The sequence below is a fragment of the Sphingobium sp. MP9-4 genome (assembly GCF_005281675.1).
GTDB classification, from domain to species: domain Bacteria; phylum Pseudomonadota; class Alphaproteobacteria; order Sphingomonadales; family Sphingomonadaceae; genus Sphingobium; species Sphingobium yanoikuyae.
Window position 1 is genome coordinate 1 of sequence record NZ_LUFI01000029.1, and the last position, 16,193, is coordinate 16,193.

Annotated in this window: 13 protein-coding genes and 1 pseudogene; 4 read left to right on the forward strand and 10 right to left on the reverse strand. The window is 65.8% G+C overall.

The genetic code is table 11. The features are described 5' to 3' along the window. Both A0U87_RS09095 and A0U87_RS09100 read right to left on the reverse strand, forming a co-directional pair. A pseudogene (locus A0U87_RS09095) lies at window positions 1–270 on the reverse strand (acid phosphatase); the annotation flags it as partial. Between the two features lie 102 nt (window positions 271–372). Further along, window positions 373–999, reverse strand: a complete 627-nt coding sequence (locus tag A0U87_RS09100) for a TetR/AcrR family transcriptional regulator (RefSeq protein WP_122928396.1) — start codon at window positions 997–999, stop codon at window positions 373–375. A gap of 174 nt (window positions 1,000–1,173) precedes the next feature. Between A0U87_RS09100 and A0U87_RS09105 the strand changes: the two genes are divergently transcribed. Together A0U87_RS09105 and A0U87_RS09110 are read left to right on the forward strand one after the other, a co-directional pair. Further along, entirely contained in the window at window positions 1,174–3,531 is a 2,358-nt protein-coding gene (locus tag A0U87_RS09105; RefSeq protein ID WP_048938161.1) for a TonB-dependent receptor, read from the forward strand. A 103-nt stretch (window positions 3,532–3,634) separates the two neighbouring features. Continuing rightward, window positions 3,635–4,885, forward strand: coding sequence for an MFS transporter (locus tag A0U87_RS09110; protein ID WP_048938160.1), 1,251 nt, complete (start codon window positions 3,635–3,637; stop codon window positions 4,883–4,885). 44 nt (window positions 4,886–4,929) lie between these two features. On the opposite strand, the gene A0U87_RS09115 is transcribed toward A0U87_RS09110, so the two are convergent. Both A0U87_RS09115 and A0U87_RS09120 read right to left on the reverse strand, forming a co-directional pair. Then, window positions 4,930–6,507 (reverse strand): peptide chain release factor 3, encoded by a 1,578-nt coding sequence (locus tag A0U87_RS09115; RefSeq protein ID WP_017502740.1) that lies wholly within the window; start codon window positions 6,505–6,507, stop codon window positions 4,930–4,932. Window positions 6,508–6,551: 44 nt separating this feature from the next. Then, window positions 6,552–7,445 carry an aldose 1-epimerase family protein gene (locus A0U87_RS09120; protein ID WP_048938169.1) on the reverse strand — a complete coding sequence of 298 codons (894 nt, stop codon included), beginning with the start codon at window positions 7,443–7,445 and terminating at the stop codon, window positions 6,552–6,554. A gap of 197 nt (window positions 7,446–7,642) precedes the next feature. Here A0U87_RS09120 and A0U87_RS09125 point away from each other — a divergent pair, with 197 nt between their 5' ends. Beyond that, window positions 7,643–8,137, forward strand: a complete 495-nt coding sequence (locus A0U87_RS09125) for a hypothetical protein (protein WP_048938159.1) — start codon at window positions 7,643–7,645, stop codon at window positions 8,135–8,137. Here the strand turns inward: A0U87_RS09125 and A0U87_RS09130 are convergent. The 6 genes from A0U87_RS09130 to rpmI all read right to left on the reverse strand — a co-directional run bounded on the left by A0U87_RS09130 (window position 8,127) and on the right by rpmI (window position 13,854). After that, on the reverse strand, window positions 8,127–8,831 hold the full coding sequence (locus A0U87_RS09130; protein ID WP_137405454.1) for a DUF4386 domain-containing protein: 705 nt from the start codon (window positions 8,829–8,831) through the stop codon (window positions 8,127–8,129). The two genes, A0U87_RS09125 and A0U87_RS09130, sit on opposite strands and share 11 nt — an antisense overlap. Before the next feature lie 17 nt (window positions 8,832–8,848). Further along, window positions 8,849–11,266, reverse strand: a complete 2,418-nt coding sequence (pheT, locus tag A0U87_RS09135; RefSeq protein ID WP_048938157.1) for a phenylalanine--tRNA ligase subunit beta — start codon at window positions 11,264–11,266, stop codon at window positions 8,849–8,851. Beyond that, complete coding sequence (pheS, locus tag A0U87_RS09140) at window positions 11,263–12,369, reverse strand: phenylalanine--tRNA ligase subunit alpha (protein WP_048938156.1); 1,107 nt, start codon at window positions 12,367–12,369, stop codon at window positions 11,263–11,265. Before pheS ends, pheT begins: the two co-directional genes overlap by 4 nt. Before the next feature lie 71 nt (window positions 12,370–12,440). Then, a complete protein-coding gene (locus tag A0U87_RS09145; protein ID WP_048938155.1) occupies window positions 12,441–13,061 on the reverse strand; it encodes a LysE family translocator in 621 nt (206 codons plus the stop codon). Between the two features lie 213 nt (window positions 13,062–13,274). Further along, the gene (gene rplT / locus A0U87_RS09150) at window positions 13,275–13,637 is read right to left on the reverse strand and encodes a 50S ribosomal protein L20 (RefSeq protein WP_004208917.1); all 363 of its coding nucleotides are present in this window, start codon (window positions 13,635–13,637) and stop codon (window positions 13,275–13,277) included. A 13-nt stretch (window positions 13,638–13,650) separates the two neighbouring features. After that, window positions 13,651–13,854, reverse strand: a complete 204-nt coding sequence (gene rpmI / locus A0U87_RS09155) for a 50S ribosomal protein L35 (RefSeq protein ID WP_004208916.1) — start codon at window positions 13,852–13,854, stop codon at window positions 13,651–13,653. A gap of 159 nt (window positions 13,855–14,013) precedes the next feature. Between rpmI and A0U87_RS09160 the strand changes: the two genes are divergently transcribed. Further along, complete coding sequence (locus A0U87_RS09160) at window positions 14,014–16,176, forward strand: AsmA family protein (protein WP_048938154.1); 2,163 nt, start codon at window positions 14,014–14,016, stop codon at window positions 16,174–16,176. The last annotated feature ends 17 nt before the right edge of the window (window positions 16,177–16,193 follow it).

Here is a 16,193-nt window from a genome sequence, read left to right on the forward strand (position 1 = left end):
GGCGAGCGCGGCGCGATAGGCTTCCTCGTCGGCCGCCTTGGCGGCGGTGCCGGGGGCGGGCGGGGGCGGCAGCAGGGTCAGGCTGTTGGGCAGCGCGGCGGGGTCGAGATAGCCGCGCGGGAAGGGGATGGCCTTGGTCAGCTGCCCGACCGCCTCGATCGTGGTCGGCGGCACCGGGGCGCTGGCCGACGGCGGCGTGGCGGTGGTCGCACAGCCGCTGACCAGCAGGATCGATGCCAGAAGGAATGTCTGTTTTTGGAGTGTGCGCATCGCCTGTCCGCCTTTTGCTTTGGGGCCTGACGCCCGGCCCTATCAGCAGGGGCAGGGCGCGACCATCGGTGCTTGTCCCGATAGGCGGCCGCGGTGCAACCCTCAAGCGCGCTTGCCGATCCCCTTCTCGATCAACGCGTTGGCGATGTCGGCAATCTCCTGCGCCGGGCGGCTGTCGTCCCACACGCCATAGCGCAGGCCCAGGAACACATTCATCCCCATGATCGCCCAGGCATGGACCTCTTCCACGTCTGTGCGCACGTCGCCCTGCTGCGCGGCCTTCTTCAGGCGCGCGGCCATGCGGGTGGCGGTATTCTCATAATGGGCGCGATAGGCGGCCTGGTCGACGAACTCGGCCTCGTCGATGATGCGGTAGATTTCCTTGTGGGCGCGGGCGAACTCCAGGAAGCTTAAGAGGCCGATCCGCTCCGCCTCGATCCCGTTACTCGCATCGGCGATGCGCGGCGAGACATAGTCGCGCACCTGGCCCGACATGTCGTTGACCAGCGCGCGGAAAATGTCGTCCTTGCTGTCGAAATAGGTGTAGAAACTGCCCAGCGCACAGCCGGCCCGGCGGGTGATGCCGCTCACCGACCCGTCGTGAAAACCCTTCTCGCCAAACTCCTCGGCCGCCGCCGACAGCAGCGCGCGAAGCGTGCGTTCGCCCCGCGCGGTGCGTGGCGCCTTGTCGTCGCGTCTCTCATCCCGTGGGGAAGCCGGATCGGTCATGCTCTCTCCCTCTGCCTGCCAATACGTGCCTTTTCAATCATTTGAGGACGTCTGGTGGCCTTGTTCGCCGTCCCTCATATTTGAAGTTGAAAGATGGTTCAACTTTCATTATTCAAAGGGCAAGCAGATTGGCTACCCGGATGACCGGGGGCCGCTTCAGGAGAGGAAACGCCGATGAAGGCCCATCACAGCATTCGTGCCCTTGCCCTCGCATCCGCCGCCTGGACCGGCGCGATGGCATTCCCCGCCTTCGCGCAGGACGCGTCGGCGCCCGTCGCCGACACCGAAGAGGCCGGCATTATCGTCACCGCCCGCCGGCGTGAGGAAACGCTGGTGTCGGTGCCGATCGCGGTCAGCGCCTTCTCTGGCGCTGATCTGGAACGGGGCGGGGCGATCGACATCAGCGACCTTGCCAATGTGACCCCCAACACCACGCTGGAGGCGTCGCGCGGCACCAATTCGACGCTGACCGCCTTCATCCGCGGCGTGGGCCAGCAGGATCCGGTTTCCGGCTTCGAACAGGGCGTCGGCATCTATCTCGACGATGTCTATCTCAACCGGCCGCAGGGTGCGCTGCTCGACATCTATGACGTCGAACGGATCGAGGTGCTGCGCGGGCCGCAGGGCACGCTCTATGGCCGCAACACGATCGGCGGCGCGGTCAAATATGTGACCAGGATGTTGCCGCAGGACTTCTCGCTCAAGCTCAAGGGCAGCTATGGCAGCTATGATCAGGCCGATGGCATCATCAGCGTGTCGGCGCCGATCGGCGACCTGATGCGCGTCGGTGGCGCCTTCGCCCGCCTGTCGCGCGGCGGCTTCGGCAAGAATCTCACCACCGGGCAGGATAATTATAACAAGGATATCTGGGCCGGCCGCGCCACCTTCGAAATGGGCGGCTATGGCGCCCCGGTGCTGATGCGCATCACCGGCGACTATACCAAGGATAACAGCAACCCGCGTGGCGGCCACCGCCTGATTCCGGGCCAGGCATCGGGCGCGCCGGTGCTGGACGATGTGTTCGACACCCGCGGCGGGCTGGTCGACCCCAAGCAATATGTGAAGTCCTACGGCCTCTCGATGAACCTGACGGCCGAACTCAATGATGCGGTGACGCTGCGCTCGATCAGCGCCTGGCGCAAGGATGACAGCGCCTCGCCGATCGACTTTGACGCGCTGCCCGCCGTCGATGTCGACGTGCCGGCCTATTACAAGAATGAACAGCTCAGCCAGGAATTCCAGCTTCTCTATGACAAGGGCCGGCTGCACGGCATGGTCGGCTTCTATTATCTCGATGCCAGCGCCGACACCCAGTTCGACACCCGCATCTTCACCACCGTGGCCGGGCTGACCGCCTTCACCCAGGCCAATGTCGACACCGAAACCTATGCCGTGTTCGGCGACATGAGCTTCGACCTGACCGATCAGCTCAGCCTGTCGGCCGGTGGTCGCTATACCTGGGACACGCGCCGGGCCAATATCCTGCGGCAAAGCTATCTGGGTGGCGGCTCGCCGGTGTTCGACGGGGCGGGCATTCCCTTCGGTGCGCCCAGCACCAATTTCCGTGGCGAGCGCGAGTTCAAGAAGTTCACGCCGCGCTTCTCGGTCAGCTACAAGCCGACCGCCGATCACAATATCTACGCCAGCTATTCCAAGGGCTTCAAGGGCGGCGGCTTCGACCCGCGCGGGGTCGGCACCAACGCGCCCGACCTCAATGGCGATGGCATCCGTCAGGACAGCGAAATTGCCTCCTTCCTCAGCTTCGCGCCCGAACAGGTCGACAGCTATGAAGTCGGCTACAAGGGCAATCTGATGGATGGCGCCCTCTATGTCGCGGTCGCCGGCTTCTATGCCGATTACAAGGATGTGCAGATTCCCGGTTCGGTCGCCTGCACCGTCAATGTCGGCGGCGTGGCGACGCCCTCCTTCTGCGGTGTCGTGTCCAACGCCGGCAAGGCGCGCTTCAAGGGGCTGGAGTTCGAAAGCAATGCGCGTCTTGGCCGCGACATCTTCAGCGGCGGCGACCGTCTGAACCTGCAGACCGCGATCGGCTTCATCGACGCCGATTATCGCGAATATATCGCCAATATCGCCAGCGTGCCGACCGATGTCGCCGACTATCGCCGGGTCCAGAACACGCCGAAATGGACCGCCAGCGGCACACTCAGCTACAATGTCCCGGTGGGGGATGGCAGCCTCTATTTCGGCAGCACCGTCTCCTGGCGCTCCAAGACCTATCAGTTCGAAATCCCCAACCCCTATATCGATCAGAAGGGCTATGCGCTGTGGGACGCCAGCCTGGTCTATACCGCCCCCAGCGATCGCTGGAGCATCGGCGTCCATGGCAAGAACCTGCTCGACAAGGAATATAAGACCTCGGGCTATACCTTCGTCGCGGCCAATCCGGTGACTGGCGCGATCATCAACAATGCGGCCGGCTATCCCACCCCCTCGCTGGGCAAGGAAGGTACGCTGACCGCCTTCTACGGCAACCCGCGCCAGGTGTTCGTGACCGGGTCGGTCAAGTTCTGATCCTCTCCACCCCATCCGTTCGGTTCGAGCCTGTCGAGAACCATTGCATAACCGGCTTCTCGACTTGGCTCGAAGCGAACGGAAAATTTGGTATCAGACCCGCATGACCGACCGAACCTCTTCCCCCGCCTATCGTGGCGTCGTGCTGGCGATGCTGCTGCTGGTCTATACCTTCAACTTCCTCGACCGACAGATCCTGGGCATCCTCGCCGGGCCGATCAAGGCGGAGCTGGGGCTGACCGATACCCAGCTCGGCGCGCTGGGTGGCATCGCCTTCGCGCTTCTCTATTCGACGCTGGCGATCCCGCTGGCGCTGCTGGCCGACCGGACCAGCCGCACCTGGGTCATCACCGTCAGTCTGGCGGTGTGGAGCGGCTTCACCGCGCTGTGCGGCATGGCCGGCAATTTCATGCAGATGTTCCTGTTCCGCATCGGCGTCGGCGTGGGGGAGGCGGGCGGCGTCGCCCCCTCCTATGCCGTCATTTCCGACTATTTCCCGCAGCATCAGCGTGCCCGCGCCCTCTCCATCTATTCGCTCGGTATTCCGCTGGGGTCGGCCGGCGGCGTGCTGCTGGGCGGCTATATCGCCCAGACCGTCGAATGGCGCACCGCCTTCATCGCGGTCGGCATCATGGGCATCCTCATCGCACCGCTCTTCCGCCTGGTGGTGCGCGAACCGGCCCGGCCGGTGCAGGCGGGCACACCCGTGCCGGTCAGCGCCGTGTTCGGCATTCTCGCGGCCAAGCGCAGCTTCTGGTTCCTGGCATTGGGTGCCGCGTGCAGCTCGATGTGTGGCTATGGCGTCGCCTTCTGGCTGCCCAGCCTGTTGATGCGCAGCTTCGGCCTCGACCTTATGGGCGCGGGTCAGTTCCTGGGCGGACTGCTGCTTTTGGGCGGGGTCGCGGGCGTGCTGCTCGGCGGTTTCCTGGGCGATGCCATGGGCAATAGGGACAAGGCCTGGTTCGCCTGGGTGCCCGCGATCAGCTATGTGATCGGCATGCCTTTATTCGTGGTCGGGGTGCTCTCGTCCAGCGTCGGCTTCGCCTTCGCCCTGTTCCTGATACCGCAGGCTTTGGTCTATGTCTGGCTCGGCCCGGTGCTGACCGCCGTGCAGCATCTGGTGCCGCCGCACATGCGCGCCAGCGCCTCGGCGACCTTCCTGCTCATCAACAACCTGGTGGGCCTTGGCCTTGGCAGCTGGAGCGTCGGCGCCCTGTCCGATGCGTTGACGCCGACTTATGGCAACGAAGCGCTGAGATACGCCATCGTCGCGGCGCTAGGCTTCTACCTGCTCGCCGGCCTGTTCATGGCGCTCGCCGGCAAGGCGCTGCGCAAGGATTGGGTGACGGCCTGACGCGTGAGGTGACAGGGCATGGCCCTGTCACTTTCGCTGTCGGCTTAGCGCTCCTTGGTGGCGCTGAACTTCACCTTGGGATGGCGTTCCTGCTGATAGCCGATGTCCCAGGCACTGCGCGCCATGAACACCAGATTGCCGTCGCGGTCCTTGGCCATGTTGGCGCCATTATAGGCGACCAGATCCTTGATCGCCTGATCGTCGCCGCTGATCCAGCGCGCTGTGTCGAACGGCGACGGCTCCAGCACCGCCGCGACCTTATATTCCGCCTCCAGCCGGCTGATCAGCACTTCCAGCTGCAGCTGGCCGACGACGCCGACAATCCAGTTGCTGCCGATCTCGGGATAGAAGACCTGGATCACGCCCTCTTCGGACAGGTCGTCCAGCGCCTTGCGCAGCTGCTTGGTCTTGGTCGGGTCTTTCAGCTGCACGCGGCGCAGGATTTCCGGCGCGAAATTGGGCAGGCCGGTAAAGCGCAGGCCCGGCTTCTCGCTCAGCGTGTCGCCCACGCGCAGCGCGCCATGATTGGGGATGCCGATGATGTCACCGGGGAAGGCTTCGTCCGCCAGCTCGCGGTCCTGCGCGAAGAACAGGATCGGCGAATGGACGGCCAGTGCCTTGCCGCTGCCGCTCGGCGTCAGCTTCATGCCGCGGCGGAACTTGCCCGACACCAGCCGCATGAAGGCGATGCGGTCGCGGTGCATCGGGTCCATATTGGCCTGCACCTTGAAGATGAAGCCGGTGACTTCGCTGCCCTCGGGCTCGACCGGGGCCGGCTCGGCCGGCTGGGCGCGCGGCGGCGGCGCATGGGCGGACAGCGCGTCGATCAGCTCGGTCACGCCGAACAGCTTCAGCGCCGACCCGAAATAGACCGGGGTCAGGTCGCCATGGCGGTAACGTTCCAGGTCGAACTCGGCATAGCCGCCCTGGGCCAGCTCGGCTTCCTCGCGCAGCTTTTCCAGGCCCCGCTCGGACAGATAATCCGCGAGCTTGGGATCATCCAGACCGCTGAACTGGTGACGGGTGCCGTCAAATTCCTTGGACGGGCCAGTGGGCTGCATCAGCCGGTTGGTGGCGAAGTCGTAAATGCCCTCGAACTCGCCACCCATGCCGACCGGCCAGCTCATCGGGCAGACGTCGAGCTGCAACTGGTCCGCCACCTCGTCGAGCAGGCCGAACAGCTCGCGGCCCTCGCGGTCGACCTTGTTGACGAAGGTGATGATCGGCACGTTGCGCAGGCGGCAGACCTCGAACAGCTTGCGCGTCTGCGGCTCGATGCCCTTGGCCGCGTCGATCACCATTACGGCCGAGTCCACCGCGGTCAGGGTGCGATAGGTATCCTCGCTGAAATCCTCGTGACCCGGCGTGTCGAGCAGGTTGAAGGTGATGGTCTCGCCATCGCGCGTCCGTTCGAACGTCATGACCGAGGATGTGACGGAGATGCCGCGCTGCTGCTCGATCTTCATCCAGTCCGACCGGGCGCGCCGGTTCGCGCCGCGCGCCTTGACTTCGCCGGCCAGATGGATCGCGCCGCCTTCCAGCAGCAGCTTTTCGGTCAGCGTGGTCTTACCGGCGTCCGGGTGGGAAATGATCGCGAAGGTGCGGCGGGATGGGATGCTCATGGGGCGCCCATATAGGGATTTTTGCGCCCAAAGCGAGTCGCGCGTTAGGCCTCGCCCTCAGCCCCGACCAGCGTCACGTCCATGCGGAAGGATCGGCTGTCACCCGGCAGCAGGGTCATGACACCCTGCTTGTCCCAGACATCGCCGGTGAAGCCGACCGGGTCGGCCATGCCGGCCCAGGGTTCGACGCACAGATAATGGGCGCCCGGCTTCTGCCACAGGCCGAGCCAGGGCGTGTCGGGGAAATCGATCTTCAGGTGCGGCTTGCCGGGCACGCCCCAGCTCAGCGATCGACTGTTGAGATCGTCCCAGATGAGGGCATCGCCGGCGAACATGGCATGGGTCGGCGCCAGTTCCTTCCCCTCGACCGGCGAGGGCACGCTCTCCAGCGCGATCAGCCCCGGCTCGCTGCCGACCTTGCGGATCGGCGCGGGTTCGGCCTGCTCGAAGTGGATGCGGTGGTCCTCGACGCTGCCGCCATAGGGCAGCGGCCAGGCGAAGGCGGGGTGATAGCCAAAGCAGAAGGGCATCGCCGTCTCGCCCCGGTTCATGACGGTGGCGGTCATGCGCAGGCTCGGCCCCTCCAGCACGAACCCCATGTCGAGGCGGAAGTCGAACGGATAGACGGCGCGCGTCTCCCGATCCGCTTCCAGCCGGAATAGCACGGCTTCCTCATTGCGATGGACCAGGGTGAAGGGGCTGGTCCGGGCAAAGCCATGCTGGCCGATCGGATAGTCGACATCGTTCAGCCGATAGACGTCGCCGCGCGATCGGCCGACGAACGGGAAGAGCAGGGGGGCATGGCCGGTCCACCATTGCGGGTCGGCATCGGTCATCAGCTCGCGGCCCTGCGCATCGGTCAGCGACCAGAGTTCGGCGCCTAGCGGCGATATGCTGGCGGACAGATTGTCGGAGGCGATGGCGATGCGGTCGTTCATGGCGAAACACTCCTGTTTGCCCAGCGGCATAGAACCGGATCGTCATCTGTGGAAGCACCTTGGGCTTCCGCAGATGACGTGAATCAGGCTCTATTCCAAGGTCCGATGCGGCAAATCCCGACTGTCTCGCCCGCCGCGCAATCGTTACGTTGCGGAACCGACATGGGGGCTGGCGGGTTGAGCCAGCGGGAGGACCAATGATGAAAATTGCCGTATCGACCGCCACCATCCTGTTGCTGCTCGGCACGTCGGCGCTCGCCCAGGTAGAGGGCAAGAAGAGGGACGACACGCTCGACAAGGCGGGCGAAATCGCGTCCCAGCCGGCCCGCGATGTCGGCATTGAAAAGACGCAGGTGCCGCCGATCCTCGTCGCGGCCGAGGAAAATCCCTATGCCGCGCCATCGGGCAAGAGCTGCAAGGCGCTGAATGGCGACATGGCGGCGCTCAACAAGGTGCTTGGTCCCGATTTCACCATCGGCCGCGAAGCCAATGAGGATCGCACCAGCAAGATCGCCGAGGGTGTGGGCAAGTCGCTGGTCAATTCGCTGATCCCGTTCCGCGGCGTGGTGCGGGAAATCAGCGGCGCCGCCCCGGCGGAACGTCGCCTGCGCGCCGCGATTGCCGCCGGTCTCGCCCGGCGTGGCTATCTGCGCGGCATGGCATCGGCCAAGGGCTGCAAGATTACGGGCTGACCTCCGGCGCCGCCGGGCGCGGCGTCCCGAACAGCAGCAGCCAGATGGCGAAGGCGCCTTCGCCCAGAAGTGGCACGAAATCGAGCTGGCCGGGGATCGCCTCACCGATTGCCGGCGACAGCAGCGCCAGGCTGCGCGCGACCAGATGGACCGCGCCGCCCGCCATCAGCAGCGCACCGACCGCCACCGGCAACCGGCGCGATCGGATCGCCAGCCAGCCGGTCAGCAGGCAATAAATGCCGAAGAAGATGAGGCTGATGCCGTAGAGATCATTGTGGAGGCTGAGGCTGATCCGCACAAGCGACTGCACCTCCGCCATCGGGATGCCGGGATGTGGCGCACCATCAATCAGCGCAAGCGGCAGCAGATGGAGCAGACTGTTGCCCGCCAGCACGGCAATGCCGGTCAGGCTGAACAGGGCGGCGGTGCGGGCCAGCACCCGCCCGGTCGGCGCGAACAGGCCATAGAGCAGGGCGGTGACCGCCAGATAGCAGCAGAGCATGGCGACATCGCTCGCCCCGCCGGCCCGGTAGAGCCAGGGATAGTCGGCGATGTTGCGCATCGTCTCGCGCCCGTTGCCCGGCACGATCAGGGCCGCGCGCACCACCGCCTCGGCAAACATGCCGCAGCCAATGGTGCCGATGTAGAAGAGGCCGGCGAGGCGGGCCTGAAGTCGTTCAGCCTTCCCGTCCATCGCCGGCCTTTCTCGCTTTAGCCGCGCAGGCTCGCGCCCAGCTTCTGGGCGGCCTTGACCACGGCGGCGCTGATCGCGTCCAGCTCTTCCTGGGCGAAGCTCTTCTCGCCCGGCTGCAGCGTGATTTCTACCGCCAGCGACTTGTGGCCTTCATCCACGCCGGGGCCGGTGAAGACGTCGAACAGACGGGCGTCGACGATCGCCTTCTTGTCCGCGCCCTTGACCGCGCGCACCAGCGCATCCGCCTCGACCGCTTCCGGCACCAGGAAGGCGAAATCGCGCTTCACCGCCTGCAAGGCCGGCGGCGCATAGGGCGCGCGCATGAAGCCACTCTTGCGCTTGGCCGGGATCGCATCGAGGAAGATCTCGCCTGCGACCACCGTGCCGGACAGGCCGAACTGCTTGGCGAGGCTCGGGTGCAGCACGCCATATTCAGCCAGCACCACCTTGGGGCCGAGGCGCAGCGTGCCCGACTGGCCGGGATGATAGGCTGCCGATGCCTCGCCCATGCTCTGCAGGTTGCCGACCGGCGCACCGGCGGCCGCCAGCAGCGCGATCACTTCACCCTTGGCGTCGAACGCGTCGAAGGGCTGGGCCTTGCCGCCCTGCCAGCTGCGCGCGGTCTTCTCCCCCGCCAGCACGAAGCCGACGGTGGCGCGTTCGCCCTGCTTGAAATAGCGCCGGCCGAGTTCAAACAGTCGGATCGACGTGGCGCTGCGATCGACATTGCGCTTCGTCGCCGACAACAGGCCGGGCAGCAGTGAGGGCCGCATGACCTTCAGCTCTTCCGAAATCGGATTGGCTAGCATCCAGTCGCCACCGCCAACGCTCGCGGCTTCCTTCTCGGAAATGAAAGACCAGTTGATCGCTTCAGCCAGGCCCCGCGCGGCGGCGGTGCGGCGCACGCGGCGCTCGACCAGCTGCTCGGCCGTGGCGGTCGGGCGGGCGACGCCCGGCACACGCGGCAACGGGGTGGACGGCACATGGTCCAGACCGACGATGCGCACCACTTCCTCGACAATGTCGGGCCAGCCATCGACGTCGCGGCGCCAGGTCGGCACGCTGATGGTCCAGTGGCCCGGCACGCTCACCGGCACGCCGTCCTGATATTCGATGCTGCCGGCTTCGCCGCTGACGCCGAAGCCCAGGCTCTCCAGAATGCGCATCTGTACATCATGCGGTACATCGACACCGGCCAGCGCCAGGCACTGGTCGGGCGCATAGGCGACCGTCTTGGGCGTCGCGGGCGGGGTGCCGGCGCGGGTCGCTTCCGATGCAGTGCCGCCGCACAGGGTCATGACCAGGCTGGTGGCGATTGACAGGCCATCGTCCAGGAAGGCGGGGTCGACGCCGCGCTCGAACCGGCCGCGCGCATCTGAGGTCAGTGCCAGCTTCTGGCCGGTCACCGCGATCCGCTCGGGCGTGAAATAGGCGCATTCGATCAGCACGTCCGTGGTGCCGTCCTGCGCGCCGGAATGTTCGCCGCCCATGATGCCCCCAATGTCATGCACGGCCTCGTCGTCGGCGATCACGGTCATCGTCTCGTCAATGGCATAGGTCTTGCCATTGAGTGCCAGCACTTCCTCGCCGGCCTTGCCCTTGCGCGCGACCAGTCCGCCCTTGAGCGTCGCCATGTCATAGACATGCAGCGGCCGGCCAAGGTCGAACATGATATAGTTGGTGATGTCCACCAGCGCGCTGATCGGCTTCTGGCCGATCGCCTTGAGCCGGCGCGCCATCCATTCGGGCGAGGCGCCGTTGGTCACGCCCTTGACCGAACGGGCGAAGAAGGCGGGGCAACCGTCCACATCGTCCGTGCGCACGTCGGGGGCGGGGCCCACGCCGGCAATCTCGGGCACGATGATGGCGTTGAGCGTGCCAAGGCCTGCCGCCGCGAGATCGCGGGCGATGCCGCGCACGCCCATGCAGTCCTGGCGATTGGGCGTGATCGACACGTCGATGACCGGGTCGTTGAGGCCGGCCCAGTTCGCATAGACCTCACCGACCGGCGCGTCGCCGGCCAGTTCGATGATGCCGTCATGATCGTCGCCCAGCTCCAGTTCGCGGGTGGAGCACATCATGCCGTTGGATTCGACGCCGCGAATGGCGGTCTTCTTGAGCACCATGCCGTTGACCGGCACCACCGCGCCCTCGACCCCGAACACGCCGATCAGGCCAGCGCGGGCATTGGGCGCGCCGCACACGACCTGCAACGGATTGCCGTCGCCATGGTCGACGCTCAGCACCTGCAGCTTGTCGGCCTGCGGATGACGCTCGGCGGTCAGGATCTTGGCGATCTTGAACGCGCCCAGCTTCTCGGCCGGGTTCTCCACATCCTCGACCTCCAGCCCGATGGCGTTCAGCGTCTTGAGGATGGTGGCCAGATCGGCATCGGTCTTGAGGTGCGTCTTGAGCCAGCTCAGGGTGAACTTCATGCGCCGACTCCTCCCGACAGCGTGGGCACGTCGAGTGCCGAGAATCCATAATGTTTCAGCCAGCGCAGGTCGCCGTCGAAGAAGGCGCGCAGGTCGTTCATGCCATATTTCAGCATGGCGAGGCGATCGACACCCGTGCCGAAGGCAAAGCCCTGCCATTCGTCGGGATCAAGACCGCAGGCCTCGATCACGCGGCGGTTGACCATGCCGCTGCCCAGCACTTCCAGCCAGCCGCCACCGGGCGCATCGCCGTCGCCGCCGATCACGCGCTGGCCATTGGTCAGCGTGTAGCCGACATCGACTTCCACCGACGGTTCGGTGAAGGGGAAATAGCTCGGGCGCAGGCGCAGGACGATGTCCTCGCGCTCGAAGAAGGCCTTGAGGAAGGTTTCCAGCGTCCACTTCAAATGACCCAGGGTGATACCCTTGTCGATCACCAGACCTTCGATCTGGTGGAACATCGGCGTGTGGGTCGCGTCGGAGTCGCTGCGATAGACGCGGCCGGGCGCGATGATGCGGATCGGCGGTTCCTGCCCAGACGCAACAAAAGACTCCATCGTGCGGATCTGCACCGGCGACGTATGGGTGCGCAGCAGCATCTTCTTCTGCCCTTCCTCGTCCGGGAAGTAGAAGGTGTCGTGCATCGCGCGCGCCGGGTGCGTCTCGGGGATGTTGAGCGCGGTGAAATTATGCCAGTCGTCCTCGATCTCCGGACCGGTCGCGACCGAGAAGCCGAGGTCGGCGAAGATTTCCGCCAGTTCGTCCATCACCTGCGAAACGGCGTGGACGCTGCCCTGCGGGCCCAGATCGGCGGGCAGGGTCATGTCGACCTTTTCCGAGGCGAGGCGGGCGTCGAGCGCGGCCTGCTCCAGCGCGGCCTTGCGGTCGGCGATCGCGGCGGTCACGCTTTCGCGCAGATCCTGGATCGGCGGGCCTTTCTCGAGACGCTCCTCGGGCGACATGCCGCCCAGCGTCTTCAATAGGCCGGTGACGACCCCATTCTTGCCCAGCGCGCCCACGCGCAGCCCTTCCAGCGCGTCCAGCGTGTCGGCAGCCTCGATGTCGGCGATCAGGCCGGCTTTCAGTGCGCTAATTTCGGTCATTCTTCTTCCAGAGCCTGTGGTGGCGGAAACATGCCCGCGGCCTTAGCGGGGCATGTCGATCAAGGAAAGGGTTAGGCGCGCGCGCCCAGCAGCGCGCCGCCAAAGCCGATGAACATCAGGCCGGTGCCGCGGTTGAACAGCTTCTGCCGGTTGGCGGGCGCCAGCCAGCGGGCAAGGCGCAGGCCGCCGAGCGCATAGACCGAATACCAGAAGCTCTCGATCACCACGAAACTGACGATCAGGATCGCGAGCTGAAGCCAGAAGGGGCGGGCCAGGTCGATGAATTGGGGGAAGAGCGCTGCGGCGAAGATGATGAGCTTGGGGTTGGACAGGCCCGTCAGCAGGCCGGTCGCATACAGCGCACGGGCCGAGCGGACCGGGCCGGCATCGCCGCCGTCCGCATTGCCGACCGGCGCGCGCCAGGCCTTGATCCCCAGCCAGATGAGATAGGCGACGCCGGCATAGCGCAATATGTCGAACAGGCGCGGCGAGGCTTTCAGCAGCGCGCCAAGGCCCAGCGCCGACGCGATCAGGCACAGCAGCACGGCGCTCATCAGCCCCGCCATCGTCACCAGCGCCTTGCGCGGACCATGGGCGATGCTCTGTGTCATCACATGCAGCATGTTGGGGCCGGGCGTGGCCGAGATCAGGAAGACCGCCGTGACATATAACCACCAGAGATGCAGCGACATGGGATGGTTCCTCAAATGTCAGGCCGTCCCCAAAAATCCGTTCGGGCTGAGCCTGTCGAAGCCCCCGCCAGAGCGCAGCGAAGGCACTTCGCTGGCGCTCAGTGATGTCCTTCGACTTCGCTCAGGACGAACGGGGTAAAACCGGAAAAACAAAAAGGGCGCCGAAGGCATCTGCCCCGGCGCCCCTTTTGACGATCTTGCGATCGATCAGCTTCAGGCTGCGGGCAGCGCAGCCTTGGCCTGGGCGATGATGGCGCTGAACGCCTCGCCTTCGTGCATCGCGATGTCGGCCAGGACCTTGCGGTCCAGCTCGACGCCGGCCAGCTTCAGGCCGTGCATGAACTGCGAATAGGTCAGGCCTTCAGCGCGGACACCCGCGTTGATGCGCTGGATCCACAGGCCACGGAAGGTGCGCTTCTTGACCTTGCGGTCGCGATAAGCGTACTGGCCGGCCTTTTCGACAGCCTGGCGAGCGACGCGGATCGTGTTCTTGCGACGGCCATAATAGCCCTTCGCCTGAACCAAAATCCTCTTATGCTTCGCCTTGGTGGTTACACCACGTTTTACGCGTGCCATTGTCCTCTACTCCTTACTTCAGGCCGTAGGGTGCCCAGAGGCGGACGTGAGCCACGTCGGCATCGGACAGCACGGAAGTGCCACGGTTCTGGCGAATATACTTGGCGTTGTGCGAGATCAGGCGGTGACGCTTGCCAGCGACGCCGTGCTTGACCTTGCCGGAAGCGGTGAACTTGAAGCGCTTCTTCACACCGCTCTTGGTCTTGAGCTTGGGCATTTTCGTCTCCTTGTTTGGCGCGACGATTACAGACAGCCACGGCAGCCCTAGTTAGCCGGGCGGTCTCACTGAATATCGCGAAGGGCGGCCCATAGTCGGCCGCGCCCGCAAAAGCAAGCGATTCGGACCCAAAGGCGGCATGCCCGCGTTGACCCCGCCATGGCCGAAGTCGAACCTGTGCCGCCCAGCGCGTCCAAGCCCGCCCAGCCCGGCGGCGCGGCTGTGTATCTGCGCCGCGCGCGCGACCGCTGGCGCGCCCTGCCGCTGCCGGCGCGCATCCTGCTATGGATCATTGGCATCCTCTTCGCTGTCTGGCTGATCCTCTTCATCACCAAGGGGCGCTTCCTCAAGGGACCGTTCGAGCGCATCCTGTCCGCCCGGCTGGAGCGGCAGGTGCAGGTCGGCGGCGACTTCCAGCTCTATTTCGCGCCGATCGCGATCAAGTTCCGGGCGGAGGGCATGCGCATCGCCAACCTGCCCTGGGCCAGCCGGCCTGACCTGCTGCGCGCCGACCTGATCGATGCACGGATCGCGCCCTTGAGCCTGATCTTCGGCAGCAGATATCGCATCCCCTGGCTGGAACTGCGGGGCGCCGCCGCCGACCTCGAATGGTCGCGCGACCGGCAGCATAATACATGGACGCTGGGCGACCCCGACCGGAAGGGCGAGCCGATGACCCTGCCGCTCGTCCGCCGCGCGCTGCTCGCTGGCACGACCATGCGCTATCGCGATCCGGTGCTCATGCTCTCGACCGATATCGGCTTCGAGACGGTGAAGGCGCAGGACACTCGCTTTGCCAGCGACGTGCGCCTGTCCGGCACCGGCACGATGCGCGGCAAGCCCTTCACCCTCAAGGGCGGTCTGCTGTCGCCCAACGCCACCGTCACCGGCGGCAAGAACAGCCTGGCGCTGCGGGCACAGGCGGGCGCGACCGTGCTGGAGGTGACCGGCACGCTGCCCGGTGCGACCGAGCTGGAGGGCAGCGACCTGCGCGTCGTGGCGCAAGGCCCCAATCTCAGTCATTTGTTCGATTTCCTGGGCGTCGCCATTCCCGGCACCCGCCAGTATCGTTTCACCGCGGCCTTGACCAAGGCGGGCGAGGAGTGGCGCTTCACGCATTTGCAGGGCCGGTTCGGCGCGTCCGACCTGGCTGGCCGCTTCACCGTGTCGCTGCCCAACAACCGGCTGCAGCTCGACGCCGATCTGGCGACGCAGCGGCTCGACATTATCGATGTCGGCCCCTTCATCGGCTATGATCCGCAGAGGCTGGATGCGCAGGGCGGGGCGGGCGCCATCACGACCGTGCAGGGCACGCCCCGCCTGCTGCCCGACGCACCGCTGCGGATCGAGGCGATCCGCAATTTCGACGCCAATGTCCGCTACAGCGTGAAGACCATCCGCGCGCCCAACGTGCCGATTGCCAACGCCGCTATGACGCTGAAGCTCGACCATAGCCTGCTGACGCTCTCGCCTTTGACCTTCGACATGGCGGGCGGCCATGTCGCGTCGGATATCGCGATCAACGCCCGCAACCAGCCGGTGCGCACCGCCTATGACGTCCGCCTGGCCCCCACGCCGATGGGCACGCTGCTCGCCCGCTGGGGCGTCGAGCAATCGGGCACCACCGGCATGGTCAAGGGGCGGATGCAGATGACGGGTCTGGGCGATACCGTCCATGACTCGCTCGCCACCGCCAATGGCCGCATCGCCGTCATCCTGCCGGCGGGCAGCATGTGGGCGCGCAATGTCCAGCTTTCCGAAATCGATGTCGGCACCTTCATCACCAAGATGTTCGAAAAGAAGCTGAAGGATCCGGTGCAGATCAATTGCGGCCTCATCGCCTTCACCGTGCGCGACGGCGTGGCGGCGGCCGACCCGATCCTCATCGACACGCGCAAGAATGTGATGATCGGCCGGGGCGGCTTCTCGTTCAGGAATGAAAGCCTCGACCTCGCCTTCCGCGCTGACGGCAAGAAGATCAGCCTCTTCTCCGGCCAGTCGCCGGTCGGCGTTGGCGGCTATTTCGCCCGGCCGTCGATCAACGTCATCAGCCCGGATCTGATCGCGCGCGGTGGCGCGGCGGCGGCGCTGGGCATCGTCGCCACGCCGATCGCCGCGACACTGGCCTTTGTCGATGTGGGTGACGCCAAGGCAGCGGCCTGCGGCCCGGTGCTGGCCGGCGCCGATGCCGCTGCCCAGCGCACCCGTGGCGGCAAGCCGCGCGACGATGTCGGCCGCGGCACCACCGCAAAGGATGAAGCGGGCAAGGGCAGCAAGGCCGAGAAGAAGGCGCAGGACAAGAAGTTCCTCGGCATCTTCTGAACGGCGTGCGCCGGGCC

Coding starts and splice junctions, on each gene's coding strand:
- A0U87_RS09100 (WP_122928396.1), bottom strand. CDS start 999: ATGACCGATCCGGCTTCCCCACGGGATGAGAGACGCGACGACAAGGCG.
- A0U87_RS09105 (WP_048938161.1), top strand. CDS start 1,174: ATGAAGGCCCATCACAGCATTCGTGCCCTTGCCCTCGCATCCGCCGCC.
- A0U87_RS09110 (WP_048938160.1), top strand. CDS start 3,635: ATGACCGACCGAACCTCTTCCCCCGCCTATCGTGGCGTCGTGCTGGCG.
- A0U87_RS09115 (WP_017502740.1), bottom strand. CDS start 6,507: ATGAGCATCCCATCCCGCCGCACCTTCGCGATCATTTCCCACCCGGAC.
- A0U87_RS09120 (WP_048938169.1), bottom strand. CDS start 7,445: ATGAACGACCGCATCGCCATCGCCTCCGACAATCTGTCCGCCAGCATA.
- A0U87_RS09125 (WP_048938159.1), top strand. CDS start 7,643: ATGATGAAAATTGCCGTATCGACCGCCACCATCCTGTTGCTGCTCGGC.
- A0U87_RS09130 (WP_137405454.1), bottom strand. CDS start 8,831: ATGGACGGGAAGGCTGAACGACTTCAGGCCCGCCTCGCCGGCCTCTTC.
- pheT (WP_048938157.1), bottom strand. CDS start 11,266: ATGAAGTTCACCCTGAGCTGGCTCAAGACGCACCTCAAGACCGATGCC.
- pheS (WP_048938156.1), bottom strand. CDS start 12,369: ATGACCGAAATTAGCGCACTGAAAGCCGGCCTGATCGCCGACATCGAG.
- A0U87_RS09145 (WP_048938155.1), bottom strand. CDS start 13,061: ATGTCGCTGCATCTCTGGTGGTTATATGTCACGGCGGTCTTCCTGATC.
- rplT (WP_004208917.1), bottom strand. CDS start 13,637: ATGGCACGCGTAAAACGTGGTGTAACCACCAAGGCGAAGCATAAGAGG.
- rpmI (WP_004208916.1), bottom strand. CDS start 13,854: ATGCCCAAGCTCAAGACCAAGAGCGGTGTGAAGAAGCGCTTCAAGTTC.
- A0U87_RS09160 (WP_048938154.1), top strand. CDS start 14,014: ATGGCCGAAGTCGAACCTGTGCCGCCCAGCGCGTCCAAGCCCGCCCAG.